At 67.0% G+C, this 13,798-nt stretch carries 12 protein-coding genes; 3 read left to right on the forward strand and 9 right to left on the reverse strand.

Annotated features, from left to right (window positions below):
- Positions 1-190: 190 nt before the first annotated feature.
- The 3 genes from LGR44_RS16750 (at position 191) to der (ending at position 2,991) form a co-directional block, all read left to right on the forward strand.
- Positions 191-784, forward strand: a complete 594-nt coding sequence (locus LGR44_RS16750) for an NnrU family protein (protein WP_226741849.1) — start codon at positions 191-193, stop codon at positions 782-784.
- A gap of 165 nt (positions 785-949) precedes the next feature.
- The gene (locus tag LGR44_RS16755) at positions 950-1,621 is read left to right on the forward strand and encodes a tetratricopeptide repeat protein (RefSeq protein ID WP_226741850.1); all 672 of its coding nucleotides are present in this window, start codon (positions 950-952) and stop codon (positions 1,619-1,621) included.
- 23 nt (positions 1,622-1,644) lie between these two features.
- Positions 1,645-2,991, forward strand: a complete 1,347-nt coding sequence (gene der / locus LGR44_RS16760; RefSeq protein WP_226741851.1) for a ribosome biogenesis GTPase Der — start codon at positions 1,645-1,647, stop codon at positions 2,989-2,991.
- Positions 2,992-3,085: 94 nt separating this feature from the next.
- Here der and LGR44_RS16765 read toward each other — a convergent pair whose 3' ends face one another.
- The 9 genes from LGR44_RS16765 to LGR44_RS16805 form a co-directional block, all read right to left on the reverse strand.
- A complete protein-coding gene (locus LGR44_RS16765) occupies positions 3,086-3,829 on the reverse strand; it encodes an SDR family NAD(P)-dependent oxidoreductase (RefSeq protein WP_226741852.1) in 744 nt (247 codons plus the stop codon).
- A 6-nt stretch (positions 3,830-3,835) separates the two neighbouring features.
- Entirely contained in the window at positions 3,836-5,323 is a 1,488-nt protein-coding gene (gene purF / locus LGR44_RS16770) for an amidophosphoribosyltransferase (RefSeq protein WP_226741853.1), read from the reverse strand.
- Positions 5,324-5,436: 113 nt separating this feature from the next.
- Positions 5,437-6,060, reverse strand: coding sequence for a CvpA family protein (locus tag LGR44_RS16775; RefSeq protein ID WP_226741854.1), 624 nt, complete (start codon positions 6,058-6,060; stop codon positions 5,437-5,439).
- Between the two features lie 251 nt (positions 6,061-6,311).
- Positions 6,312-7,544: a calcium-binding protein gene (locus LGR44_RS16780; RefSeq protein WP_226741855.1), complete on the reverse strand. Its 1,233-nt coding sequence runs from the start codon at positions 7,542-7,544 to the stop codon at positions 6,312-6,314.
- Positions 7,545-7,759: 215 nt separating this feature from the next.
- On the reverse strand, positions 7,760-9,160 hold the full coding sequence (gene radA / locus LGR44_RS16785) for a DNA repair protein RadA (protein WP_226741856.1): 1,401 nt from the start codon (positions 9,158-9,160) through the stop codon (positions 7,760-7,762).
- Positions 9,160-10,323 (reverse strand): alanine racemase, encoded by a 1,164-nt coding sequence (alr, locus tag LGR44_RS16790; protein WP_264196575.1) that lies wholly within the window; start codon positions 10,321-10,323, stop codon positions 9,160-9,162. Before alr ends, radA begins: the two co-directional genes overlap by 1 nt.
- The gene (locus LGR44_RS16795) at positions 10,320-11,813 is read right to left on the reverse strand and encodes a replicative DNA helicase (protein ID WP_226741857.1); all 1,494 of its coding nucleotides are present in this window, start codon (positions 11,811-11,813) and stop codon (positions 10,320-10,322) included. The genes alr and LGR44_RS16795 overlap by 4 nt, the downstream gene beginning before the upstream one ends.
- Before the next feature lie 267 nt (positions 11,814-12,080).
- Complete coding sequence (rplI, locus tag LGR44_RS16800; protein WP_226741858.1) at positions 12,081-12,644, reverse strand: 50S ribosomal protein L9; 564 nt, start codon at positions 12,642-12,644, stop codon at positions 12,081-12,083.
- Positions 12,645-12,669: 25 nt separating this feature from the next.
- Entirely contained in the window at positions 12,670-13,641 is a 972-nt protein-coding gene (locus tag LGR44_RS16805) for a DUF2232 domain-containing protein (RefSeq protein WP_226741859.1), read from the reverse strand.
- Between the last annotated feature and the right edge of the window lie 157 nt (positions 13,642-13,798).

A 13,798-nucleotide genomic window follows, 5' to 3' on the forward strand; every position in this document is an offset into this window, starting at 1 on the left:
AAGATACCCCGTTGTTAAAAGTTTAGGCAGCCCAAGGCTTTCCGGGAGAGCCGAAACTTGCGGGCAGGTCCGCTGCCGATCCTGCTTCCGGTATGCTGCAGGGCCGCAAGTGAGCAGGCGAAGGGAGCAAGGCGGTGGTGGTGTCTTGCCGCAGGCGCGGCTATAAGAGCCTGACCTCAAGGGGGCGACCGTGACGCTGCTTGTTCTGGGCCTGATCGTTTTCCTCGGCACCCATGCCTTCAGCATGGCGCGAAAGAGCCGCGCCTCGCTTGTCGCAAGACTGGGCGAGGGGCCCTACAAGGGATTGTACTCCCTGCTGTCGCTGGCGGGAATCGTGCTGATCTCCATCGGCTACGGGCAATACCGCGGGTCGGGCTACATCCCGGTGTGGGATCCGCCGGTCTGGACCCGCCACCTGGCGCTGCTCCTGGTCTGGTTCGCCTTCGTTTTCTTCGTGGCGGCCTATCTGCCCGGGCGGATCAAGCGGACCCTGAAGCATCCCATGCTCGCGGGCGTGAAGGTCTGGGCGCTGGCGCATCTCCTCGCCAACGGCGACCTCGGCTCCATCGTGCTGTTCGGGTCCTTCCTGGCCTGGGCGGTGGCGGCGCGCATCAGCGTGAAGCGCCGCGACGAGGCCGTTCCCCACGGGGCGCCCCTGGAGCCGCCGGCGGGCCTGCGGAACGACGCTCTCGCCATCGCCATCGGTACGGTCGTCTACATCGCCTTCGTGGTCTGGCTCCACCCGCTCCTGATCGGCGTTCCCGTCCTGCCCGGAGCGGCCTGAGCCGCCGGATCCTGCGCCGCAGGGCTTTTCTCGGGCCCGCGCCATCCCTATTGAAGGGTTTCAAGAAAAAAGCCTGCGATGCGATCGGCCTCTCGCCTTGGGCGGGGGCGTGTGCTAGGCGACCCACTTCGATGGAGGAGGCGGCCCCGAGGCCGCAGAACAAGTATGGCTCCGAAAGACGAGTTCATCCGCGAGGTCGACGAGGAATATCGCCGCGACCAGATGGCCCAGATCTGGAACCGCTACAGCGGTGTCATCATCGGCATTGCGCTTCTCGTGGTCGTCGCCGTCGGCGGCTGGCGCTACTGGCAGTACCGTCAGGAAGCCCAGTCCCAGGCTGCCGCCCTGCGCTACGAGGAAGCTCTGCAGCTGTCCCGCGAGGAAAAGAACCAGGAGGCGCAGGCCGCCCTGGAAGCCCTCGCGAAGGAAGACGGCAGCGGATACGGCTTCCTTTCCCGCTTCCGTCTCGCGGCCGAACTCGGAAGCCAGAACGCCGAGAACGGCGCGTCGGCCTACGAGGCCCTTGCCAACGATTCCAGCCTGAGCCCGCTCTGGCAGGATCTGGCGCGCCTGCGCGCCGCGTGGCTCCGGTTCGACACGGCGGATCCGGCGCAACTGCGCCCAGCCCTGGAGCGTTTGGCCGTGCCGACGAATGCATGGCGCCATTCCGCAAGGGAACTTCTTGGCCTCTCAGGCTTGAAAGCCAATGACATGGATTACGCCGGCCGGTGGTTCGACCAGATCGCGGCCGACCGCGAGACGCCCTCGGCTCTGAGGCAGCGCCTCGCGATCTACACCGCCCTGGTGGCTGGCGGCGCCGTTCAGGTCACGCAGTAGTTTACAAAAGGGAGAGGCAGGACATGACGCCTACCGTCGCCATTGTCGGGCGGCCGAATGTCGGCAAATCGACCCTGTTCAACCGCCTCGTCGGCAAGAAACTCGCCCTGGTCGACGACCGCCCGGGCGTAACCCGCGACCGGCGTGAAGGCGAGGCGCGTCTCGGCGACCTGGAATTCCGCATCGTCGACACGGCGGGGCTCGAAGAGGCGACGGAGGAATCGCTCCTCGGCCGCATGCGCGCGCAGACCGAAGCCGCCATCGGCGATGCCGACGTGATCCTCTTCGTCATCGACGCCCGCGTCGGCATCCTGCCCGCCGACCGTCCCTTTGCGGAGATGGTCCGCCGCTCCGGCAAGCCCGTCATCCTCATCGCCAACAAGGCCGAGGGCGGCGCGGGCATGGCCGGGGCCTACGATGCCTTCTCGCTGGGCCTGGGCGATCCGATTCCCTTCTCGGCCGAACATGGCGAGGGTCTTGCCGATCTGTTCGAGGCCCTGATGCCTCACTTCCCCGAGCCCGACGAGGACGAGGAAGACGAGGAGGATCCCAACAAGCCGCTCAAGGTCGCCATCGTCGGCCGCCCCAATGCGGGCAAGTCCACCCTCATCAACCGCATGGTGGGCGAGGAGAGGCTGCTGACCGGCCCCGAGGCCGGCATCACCCGCGATTCCATCTCTCTCGATTGGCAGTGGCGCGGCCGGCCGATCAAGCTGTTCGACACGGCGGGGCTGCGCAAGCGGGCGCGGGTCGAGGACAAGCTGGAAAAGCTCTCCGTCGCCGATGCCCTGCGCGCCGTGCAGTTCGCCGAGGTCGTCGTCGTGCTGCTGGATGCGACGATTCCCTTCGAGAAACAGGACCTCTCCATCGTCGATCTCATCGAGCAGGAGGGCCGCGCCCTCGTGATCGGCGTCAACAAGTGGGATCTGGTGGCCGATCAGCCGGGCCTGCTGAAGGATCTCAAGGAAAAGGCCACCCGCCTGCTGCCGCAGGTGCGGGGCGCGCCCGTGGTGCCGGTCTCCGGCCTCGCCGGCAGCGGCATTGATCCGCTCATGAAGGCGGTCATGCAGGTCTACCAGACCTGGAACACCCGCATCTCGACCGCGCGGCTCAACCAGTGGCTCGGAGAGGCGATCGAGGCCAACCCGCCTCCGGCCGTCTCCGGACGCCGGATCAAGATCCGCTACATGACCCAGGTGAAGTCCCGACCGCCGCACTTCGCCATCTTCGGCAACCAGCTCGATGCCCTGCCGAAGAGCTACACCCGCTATCTGGTGAACGGCATCCGGGAAGCCTTCGAGCTTCCGGGCGTGCCGATCCGCGTGTCGCTCCGGATGGGGCAGAACCCGTTCGACAAGGGGCGGAAGTAGAAGCGCCGGGCTTCCTCCGCAGCCGGAATTCAGAGCCTGCGAACGAAAATGGCCGGGACGATGCCCGGCCATTTTTGCTGATGGGGTCTTTCGCTCAAGCCGGCATCTGCGGCTCGATCACCTTTCCGCCGAGGGTGAAGTCGTAGATCTTGCCGGTCTCGTTCCAGCTCGGCAGGGCGAGCTTCACGAAATGGGGGGCGAGGTCTTCCGGCGTCTTCAGCGTCAGCGGGTCCTCTCCCGGCATCGCCGCGCGGCGCATGTTGGTGCGAAGCGCCCCGGGGCTCAGCAGCATGGCCTTGACCGGGGTGGTGACCGTCTCGGCGGCATAGGTGCGGACCAGGGCCTCGAGGGCGGCCTTCGAGATCGAATAGACGCCCCAATAGGCCTTGCACTTATGGGCGGCGCCCGAGGTCACGAAGACGGCCCGGCCCGCATCGGACGCGCGCAGCAGCGGATCCAGGGAGCGGATCAGGCGGTAATTCGCCGTGACGTTGATGGCCATCACCTCGTCCCAGACCGGCTGGTCGACATGGGTGATCGGGGCGAGTTCGCCCAGGATTCCCGCATTGCCGATGACGATGTCGAGCTTGCCCCAGCGCTCGTAGATCGCGGCGCCCAGGCGGTCGATGGCCTCGAAGTCCTTGAGGTTTACCGGAACGAGGGTGGCCGTGGAGCCCTTGGCGCGGATCTCGTCGTCGAGCGACTCCAGCGCGCCCTGGGTGCGGGCGAGGGCGACGATGTGCGCGCCGGCCTCGGCCAGGGCGAGGGCCGCCGCGCGGCCGATGCCGCGCGAGGCGCCGGTGACGACCGCAACGCGGTTCGAGAGAGGCTTGTCCATGAGTCTTCAGTCGGCTTCGGCAAGAAGGGCGAGGCGGCGCGGGGTGGCCACGGTCAGGTCGGTCAGCGCAGTCGGATAGTCGCCGGTGAAGCAATGATCCGTGAATTGCGGCTGGTCCGGATTGCGGCCCTCCTCGCCCATGGCCCGGTAGATGCCCTCGATGGACAGGAAGGCCAGCGAATCCGCGCCGATATATTCCCGCATCTGCTCGAGGTTGTGGGTCGCGGCGAGTAGCTTTTCCTTCTCGGGCGTGTCGATGCCGTAGAAGTCCGGATGGGTGATCGGCGGGCTGGCGATGCGGAAATGGACCTCCTTGGCGCCGGCCTCGCGCATCATGCGCACGATCTTCACCGAGGTGGTGCCGCGCACCAGGCTGTCGTCCACGAGCACGATCCGCTTGCCCTCGATGGCCGAGCGGTTCGCCGAGTGCTTCATGCGCACGCCGAGCTCGCGCACGGACTGGGTCGGCTGGATGAAGGTGCGGCCGACATAGTGGTTGCGGATGATGCCGAGTTCATAGGGCAGGCCGTAGGACTGGGCAAAGCCCAGGGCCGCCGGCACGCCGGAATCCGGCACCGGAATGACCACGTCCGCATCGGCCGGGGCTTCCCGGGCCAGCTCGCGGCCCATGCCCTTGCGCACCTCGTAGACGCTCTTGCCGTTCACGATGGAATCGGGACGGGCGAAGTAGATGTATTCGAAGATGCAGGGGCGGGGCGCCTGCTTGGGCGCGAAGCGGAAGGACTCGATGCCCTCGTCCGAGATCACCACGCATTCGCCGTTCTCGATGTCGCGGACGAAGCGGGCGCCGATGATGTCGAGGGCGCAGGTCTCGGAGGTGAGGATGTAGCGGCCGTCGAGTTCGCCCAGCACCAGCGGGCGGATGCCCAGCGGGTCGCGGGCGCCGATCAGCTTCTTGTTGGTCAAGGCCACGAGGGCATAGGCCCCCTCGATCTTCTGGATCGCCTCGACGAAGCGGTCGACGACCCGGTCCTGCCGGCTGCGGGCGACCAGGTGGACGATCACCTCCGTATCGGTGGTGGACTGGCAGATGGCGCCGTCGCGGATGAGGTTGCGCCGCAGGGTGAGGCCGTTGGTGAGGTTGCCGTTGTGGGCCACCGCGAAGCCGCCGCCGTCAAGCTCGGCGAAGAGAGGCTGCACGTTGCGCAGCACGGTCTCGCCGGTGGTGGAATAGCGCACGTGGCCGATGGCCGAGAGGCCCTCCAGGCGCTCGATGATCGCCCGGTCGGAGAAGCTGTCGCCGACGAGGCCGAGCCGGCGCTCGGAATGGAAGACGTGGCCGTCGAAGGAGACGATGCCCGCCGCCTCCTGGCCGCGATGCTGGAGGGCATGGAGACCGAGCGCGGTAATGGCCGCCGAATCCGGGTGGCCGTAGATGCCGAACACGCCGCATTCTTCGCGCAGGGTATCGCCGTCGAGGTCGAGGTCCACCTGCTTCGGTTGGACCTGCCACGTCTCAGACAGAGCAGCCATCATCTTTTCCTTGGGTGCACGCCACACCAACGGCGTGAGAGCGCTATGTAGTGACTCTCAAACCGTTAGCCAATGTCTATTCCTGTCGCCCCCCGATGCGCGAGCCGAATGGCTCAGCCGCGGCGCGGGGGAGGCTGGGTCGCAGGGGCCGGAGCGCCCGGCGCCGCCGGGGCCGTGCCGCGCTGCGGATCGGGCTCGACCGGCTCGGCGGGTTCCGCATCCGGGGCGCCGCGCTCCCGCAGCCGCTGGATCAGGGCTTCCGCGTTTTCCGGCAGCATGGCGATGATGCTGTCCCGCGTGTCCTCCATGGCCGGCCGGGTGCGCGAAGCGGTGGCCCATTCCGGGTTCTTGCCCTGGAGCAGCCAGCTCATGAAGGCCCAGCCGATCACGCAGATCAGGAAGCCGCGTGCCGCGCCGAAGACCAGGCCCAGGGTCCGGTCCAGGGCGCCGATCCGGGAATCGAGGATCAGGTCGGAGATCTGGACCGTGATGATGGACACGACGATGAGGGTGATGACGAAGATGCCGCCGATGGCGGCCACCAGCGCGACCGTGTTGCTGCTGATGTATTGCTGCGCCAGGGGCAGGGCCATCGGGTGCAGGTACCAGGCTGCCGCAGCGGCCACCAGCCAGGCGACGATCGCGAGCACCTCGCGCGTGAAGCCGCGCACCGCAGCCAGGAGCGCCGAGATGATGACGACGCCGATGACGACCAGATCCAGAACCGAAAAGGACATAAGCCAAGCCTACGCAGAGAACAGGGTGGGGCCGCATTCGCGGGTTCAGGGCTCGGGCTGTATACCCTCAAGAATGCGGTTCGTCACCCCACGGCTGTCGGAAGCTTGGCCGACTTAGGAGCCAAGTCTTCGGACCGGCCCCGAACCATGTGAACGGGGCGGCCGCAGGGCCGCGCGAAGCGCTGGGCAGGCATGGAAAAACCCCGGCGGAGGGCCGCCGGGGTTCGGTTCGTTTGCGGCAGGGCCGGCGATCAGATGAACAGGAAGTCGTCCGCCGTGATGGTGGTGCCCGGCTTCACCTTCAGGATCTCGATGCCCTTGGCCTTGCCCGAGCCGTCCACGTCCAGATAAACCACGCCCTTCTTCTTGTCGTAGGTGACGAAGTCGTTGACGTCCTTCGGCTTGCCGATCTTGAAGAACTTCTTCTCCAGCTTGCCTTCCTTGAACACCTTGTCCAGGCCCACCGAGACCTTCTTCTTGTCCGGCTTGCCCATGTCGTCCTTGCCCTTGCCCTTCTTGGCGAAGGCCAGCAGGTCCTTCTTCAGGCTCTTGACCTTGAACGACTTGAGGGCCGAGAGGTCGAACTGCAGGGTGTCGTCGGCGGAGACGAAGTCCTTCACGTGGTCGAACTGCCCCTTCTTCGCGCGGCTGTCGAACACGAAGGTGTCCATGCCCGCGCCGCCATAGAGCTGGTCCTTGCCGGCGCCGCCGTTGATGATGTCGTCGCCGCCCAGGCCGAAGATCTTATCGTTGCCGGAGAGGCCGTTGAGAACGTCGGCGCCCTCCGTGCCGGAAAGCCGGTCGTTCTTCGGCGTGCCGTTGGTGGGTGCGGGCACGGGCGCAGGGTTGTCCGGAGGCGTCGCCCCGCCATCCGTGATGGTAAGAGTGATCTCTTCGATATGGGTCCTGCCCTGACTGTCTTCGGTCCCCACCCGAAGCTGATAAGTTCCCAAAGGCGGCTGGGCGGTTCCTTTCAATACGACCTTGTTCCCTTCGATCTTGAAGTAAGGATCGCTCACTCCGAAAGGATAGCCGTTGACGTCGTACAAGGCGTACTCGTGTGTATCGCCGACGTCCTGATCGACGGTGCTGAGTTCGGCCGCGATACCTCCTGGACCTGCATTCCGGCTGATGGTGCCTCCGGTCACGATGATATCGGACGGATCGTCGTTATTGTCCGTCACATTCACGGTGAAGGTCGAGGCCGAGATATTGGTGCCGTTGCTCCCGGACGCGCTGATGCCAACCAGAAACTGGTTGAGGTCGGGATTCTCGTAGTCCAGCTTCGAAACGTCTGCGGTCAGCCGGTACTGTCCGTTATTGGTGGCTTCGATCTTGAACGTCCCGCCGAAAGTGTCGGAAAGGCTGAAGGTAAAGGTCTCGTTTTGCTGCCCGCCGCTGACGCTGAGAATGCCGACCTCCCGGTACCAGCCGGATACATCCCATTCCTGGATCGTGTTGTTGGAAAGCGTGATGCTAGCCATTGTCGAGGTTCTTTTCTGTCTACGGCCCCCCAGGGCGCAATCGATCGAACGCTACAAAGTATCAATTGGCCTGCCAATAGGACGGATGGCCTAAGCCGCCATCGCGTCTGCGGTGCAACCCACGGCATCGACCTTTCGAGAAGCGCCGGGCAGGCGCCACGCGAACAGCAGACCGCACGACCTTCCGCCTAGCTATGGACAGATCGGGAGTGGTCCTAGGACGCCTTCCGCCGCCTCGCGGCAATTCCCGCCACCAGATCCGTAATGTGCCCGATGGCCGAGGCCGGGAGGGGGAGGCGTTCCTTGCCTTTCTTGTCGGCGCGCGGCGCAGGTGAGACTGCGTTGGAGAAGCCGAGCTTGGCGGCTTCCTTCAGGCGCGCCTGTTCCTGGGCCACCGGGCGGATGGCGCCGGAGAGGCCCATCTCGCCGAAATAGACCGTGTCGGGCGGGAGCGGATTGCCCGACAGGGATGAGACGAGGGCGGCGGCGGCGGCGAGATCCGCTGCGGGCTCCGTGATGCGCAGGCCGCCCGCCACGTTGAGATAGACGTCGTGCATCCCGAGCTTGAGCCCGCCATGGGCCTCCAGCACCGCCAGCACCATGGAGAGCCGGTTCTGGTCCCAGCCGACGACCGCGCGGCGCGGATTGCCGAGGGAGGTGGGCGCCACGAGGGCCTGGATCTCCACGAGGAGCGGGCGCGTGCCCTCCATTCCCGCGAAGACGGCGGTGCCCGGCGTCGCGAGGTCGCGCCCCGCGAGGAACAGCTCCGACGGGTTGGGCACTTCGCGCAAGCCCTGGTCCGACATCTCGAACACGCCGATCTCGTCGGTCGGGCCGAAGCGGTTCTTCACGGCGCGCAGGATGCGGAAATGGTGGCCGGTATCGCCCTCGAAGGAGGCCACCGCGTCCACCATGTGCTCGACCACGCGCGGACCCGCGATCTGCCCGTCCTTGGTGACGTGGCCGACGAGGATGACGGCAGTGCCCGAGGTCTTGGCGAAGCGGATCAGCGCCTGGGCGCTGCCGCGTACCTGGGTCACTGTGCCGGGAGCCGATTCCACGGTCTCGGTCCACATGGTCTGGATCGAGTCGATGATGGCGAGCGCCGGGCGCGGGCCCTGGGTCAGGGTCGCGACGATGTCCTCCACGTTGGTCTCGGAGGCGAGCTCGACGGGAGCGTTGGCGAGGCCGAGGCGTTCGGCCCGGAGCCTGACCTGCGCCACGGCCTCCTCGCCCGAGATGTAGACGACCCGGTGCCCCCGATTGGCGAGGGCGGCGGTGGCCTGCATCAGAAGCGTGGACTTGCCGATGCCGGGATCGCCGCCGAGCAGGATGACGGAGCCGTGCACGAAGCCGCCGCCGGTCACCCGGTCGAGCTCGGCGATGCCCGACGCCACGCGCGGCGCCTCCTTGGCCTCTCCGGCGAGACCCTCGAGGGGGAAGACCCGTCCCTTGGCGCGGGAGGGGCGCGTGGCGACCGGGCCGACCATGGGATTGGCCGAGCCGGTTTCCTCGACGATGGTGTTCCACCCGCCGCAGGCCTCGCACTTGCCCTTCCAGCGGTTGTAGACGGCGCCGCAGCTCTGGCAGGCGAAGGAGGGTTGACGCTTCGCCATCAGCCTTCTCCTCCGCGATAGGTGCGGGTATAGCGGGAGCCGAGGCCGGTGAGGATCTCGTAGCCGATGGTGCCGGCCCGGCGGCCAACCTCGTCCACCGTGAGGGTCCCGCCGATCAGGGTGACGGTGTCGCCGCGCTTCACCCGGCCCGCCACCTCCGTCACGTCCACCGCGATCAGGTCCATGGAGACGTTGCCCGCGAAGGGGCAGGGGTGGCCGGCGACGAGCGCCATGCCGGCCAGCACCGTCTCGCCGCTGTTGCCGCGGTTGCTGGCCGAGCGCGGATAGCCGTCCGCATAGCCCACGGAGATGGTGGCGACGCGGCGCCTTTCGAGGGCGGTCCAGCGGCCGTTATAGCCCACGGTCTCGTCCGGCTCGATCCAGCGCAGCTGGACGATGCGCGCCTCCAGCCCGACGACCGGGCGCATGGGATTGTCCCGGTCCGGTGTGGGGTTGCCGCCATAGAGCGCATAGCCCGGCCGCACGAGATCGAAATGCGGCTTCGCGGCCAGGAAGATGCCGGAGGAATTCGCCAGCGAGGCCGGAAGCCCGGGCAGGGTCTGCCGGATCGCCTGGAAGGCTTCGATCTGGCGCCGGTTCAGCGGATTGTCGCTCTCCTCCGCGCTCACGAAGTGGCTCATGAGCAGGGCGGGTTCGAAATCCTTCAGCTCGGGCCTGTCCTTGAGGACCAGGCCCTCCCGCACGGTGAGGCCGAGCCTGTTCATGCCCGTATCCACGTGGACGGCCGCCTTGAAGCGCCGCCCCTGCGCGCGGCAGAACCCGGCCCATTCCTCGATCTCCTCCGAGGAGCCGAGGACGGGGCGCAGGTCGTGATCGGCGTAGGTGGGACCGGTGCCGGCCAGCAGGCCGTTGAGCACGTAGATGGCGGCACCGGGCGCCGCCGCGCGGGCGCGGATCGCCTCGCTCAGATGCGCGACGAAGAAGGTGCCGCAGCCGGCGCGCTGGAGAGCGGGAACCGCCTGCTCGATGCCGGTGCCGTAGGCATCGGCCTTGACGACGGCAGCCGTCTCCGACCCGGCGGCCTGCTCCCGCAGGGCGCGCCAGTTCGAAGCCAGGGCATCGAGATCGATCTGGAGGAGGCCGCCGGCCGCGTTTTCGGGAATGCGGCCCTGCGGGTCTGTTGGTACGGAAACTCTGTTCAATCGCCCATCCGTTCAGGGAGTTTGTCTTCGTCCGCCAGGTTGGTGAAGCGGGTGATGTCGGCCTGGAAGGCGAGCTGCACGGTACCGGTCGGTCCGTGACGCTGCTTGCCGATGATGACCTCCGCCTTGCCGTGGACCTGGTCCATTTCGGCCTGCCACTTGAAGTATTCCTCGGTGCCGGGCTTCGGCTCCTTGTTCTTCAGATAATACTCCTCGCGGTAAACGAACATGACCACGTCGGCGTCCTGCTCGATCGAGCCCGATTCACGCAGGTCCGCGAGCTGCGGCCGCTTGTCGTCGCGGGCCTCCACCTGACGGGAGAGCTGGGACAGGGCGATCAGCGGGACCGAGAGCTCCTTGGCGAGCGCCTTGAGGCCCGTCGTGATTTCGGTCAGCTCCTGCACGCGGTTCTCGCCCTTCTTGGACGAGCCGGAGAGGAGCTGAAGGTAGTCGACGATCAGCACGTCGAGGCCGCGCTGCCGCTTGAGGCGGCGGGCGCGGGCCGCGAGCTGCGCGATGGAGATGCCGCCGGTCTGGTCGATGTAGAACGGGATCGACTGCATCTCCCGGGCGGCTTCGGTGATCTTGTAGAAATCGTCCTCCCGCATGTCGCCGCGGCGGATCTTGTAGGAGGGGACGCCGGACTGCTCGGCGATGATACGGGTCGCGAGCTGCTCGGCCGACATTTCGAGGGAGAAGAAGCCGACGATGCCGCCATTCACGGTCTTGAGACTGCCGTCCTGCTGCTTCTCGGCCTGGTAGGCCTTGGCGATGTTGAAGGCGATGTTGGTGACGAGCGATGTCTTACCCATCGCCGGACGGCCCGCCAGGATGATCAGGTCGGAAGGCTGGAGCCCGCCGAGGGTCCGGTCCATGTCGATGAGGCCGGTCGAGATGCCCGAGAGCGCGCCCTCGCGCTTGTAGGCCGCCGCCGCCATGTCGATGGCTGCTGTGAGGGCGTCCGAGAAGCGCTGGAAGCCGCCGTCGTAGCGGCCCGATTCCGCCAGTTCGTAGAGCCGGCGCTCGGCATCCTCGATCTGCTCCCGCGGCGGGCTGTCGACGGGCGAGTCGTAGGCGACGTTCACCATGTCCTCGCCGATGCCGATGAGCTTGCGGCGGATGGCGAGGTCGTAGATCGTGCGGCCGTAATGCTCGGCGTTGATCACCGTCGTGGCCTCGCCGGCGAGGCGGACCAGGTACTGGTAGGGGGTCGTGCCGCCGAGATCCTGGTCGCCCAGGAAGGTCTTCATCGTGATCGGGGTCGCGATCTTGCCGGCCTTGATGAGATCGGTCGCGACCTCGTAGATCCGCCGGTGCAGATCCTCGATGAAGTGCTCGGCGAGGAGGAAGTCGGAAACCCGGTAATAGGCGTCGTTGTTGACGAGGATCGCGCCCAGCAGCGCCTGTTCGGCATCGATGTTGCTCGGCGGCGCGCGATATTGCGGCTCGGCAGCCTCAATGCGGGCGATCAGGGCGTTGGCGGTGGCCATCTGGCGCTCCGTAAACGAGGGAAGGGGTTGCGGTCTTCTTAGCGGGATTCCGCTACCGAAAGGTGACCGGCCGGACACAGATTAAGACTCCTGCCCAATCCGGTTCTCTTGTCCTCATTGTCCTCGATTCTCACACGACGCACCTTTTCGCGGACGGCCTCGCTTGACTCCCCGGCCTGCGCCGCCGCCAACGAAAAAGCGCTCCCCATCGAATCGATGGGAAGCGCCATTTTAGAACAAAACGAGAACTCTAACAACCGTAGCCGATTAGAGCTCGACGTCTCCGGCATCCGCCAGAGCCGCGCCGACCTCGAGGCCGAGATCGTCGAGGTTGGTCTCCTCGCGGGTGCTGACGGCTTCGCCGCGAGCCTGGCGCTCGGCCTCTTCGGGGCTGCGGGCGACGTTGATCGTGACCTGGACCTCGACCTCCGGGTGGAGCGAGACCGGCACGGCGTGCAGGCCCAGCGTCTTGATCGGCTGGTTGAGGACGACCTGGTTGCGGTCGACGGTGAAGCCGCCGGCCGTCATGATCTCGGCGAGGTCGCGGGTCGAGACCGAACCGTAGAGGACGCCCGTCTCGCCGGCCTGGCGGATGATGGTGAAGCTCTGGCCGTCCAGCTTCTCGCCGACGGCTTCGGCTTCCTTGCGGCGCTCGAGGTTGCGAGCCTCGAGCTGGGCGCGCTGAGCCTCGAAGTGCTCCTTGTTGGCCTTGGTGGCGCGCAGGGCCTTGCCGCGGGCCAGGAGGTAGTTGCGTGCGTAGCCCGGACGGACCTTGACGGTCTCGCCCATCTGGCCGAGCTTGGCGACGCGCTCGAGAAGGATCACTTCCATCTGTTTTCTCCTTTGACGTTCGTGATCAGGTTGAAAGGGTCGGAGGCTGCCTCGGTCCCGCCTTGCCGGATCCGAACCGGTGGCGGAGGCCGAAAACACTGTCGGCGATGCCGAACAGGGACAGGGGCACCAGCAGGAGTCCCTGGGTCATGAAGACGAGCACGTAGAGGCCCGTCAGCAGGAAGAGGCGGGCCGGCTTCCCGCGGGTGCGGTCGTGGATGGCCGCCAGCCCCTGCAGGGCGAAAGCCATGAACAGCGCGCCCGCGAGGGCAAAGCCGAAGACGCCGATGAAGCCGTCGATCATGGCGAGGCCGATGGCGACGACCAGAAGCAGGGCCACCCGGCGCGGCATCTGGAGTTCCGGAACCTCCGGCCAGGGGCGGGGCAGCCGCTTGGACAGCAGCACGATCCTGCCCGCGGCCCAGAGGTACAGGGCCAGGACGGTGGTGAAGCCCTGCGCCGAAAGGAACGGGGTCGCCCGGGCGAAGGCGTCGATCAGCTCTCCCCGCTCCGCCGCGTCGGCCGCCTCTTCGCCGCCGGGCGGGAATTGCAGGTTGATGAAGGCTTCCGAGATTTCGCGGGCATTCCCGAAGAACGCGTCGTAATCGCCCCCCGTCGAGATGACGGCCGTCGCCACGATGGTGAGCGCCGCCGTCGCGGCGACCCAGGCCAGGAGCCGCCCGAGCGGATACCACTCGATGGTGCCGTCCGCGGCGGGGCGGCCGAGGAGGGCGAGATAGGCCAGCCACCAGGCCGGCAGGGCGGTGACGACCGCGAAGCCGAGGCCGCTCAGGGGAGACAGGAAAGCCGCGATCGCAAGGCCGCCCACGGCGGCGGCCACGAGGCCGGACCGGTGGTTCCAGCCGAGGGAGACGATCAGGACGGGAATGGGGGCGAGCAGATACAGGACGGCCGCCAGCGGCGTCGCCTTGACGACGACTGCCGTGAGAAGGGCCGAGACGAGGCCCGCGCCTATGCCTGTAACGACGAAATTCATGGTCTCGCTGTCCCGCTGCTCATTGCAGGGTTAGGGGCCTCTTGCCCCAGCTGACCCGGCGGATTTGCACCGACGGGCGACGTCAAGGGAAAAGCGGGGGGCCCCCCCGCGCCCGCCCCCCCAGGTGGTTTGGGGGAACCCAGGGGGGCCCCGCCCC

The sequence above is a fragment of the Microvirga lenta genome, from assembly GCF_020532555.1.
GTDB lineage: Bacteria > Pseudomonadota > Alphaproteobacteria > Rhizobiales > Beijerinckiaceae > Microvirga > Microvirga lenta.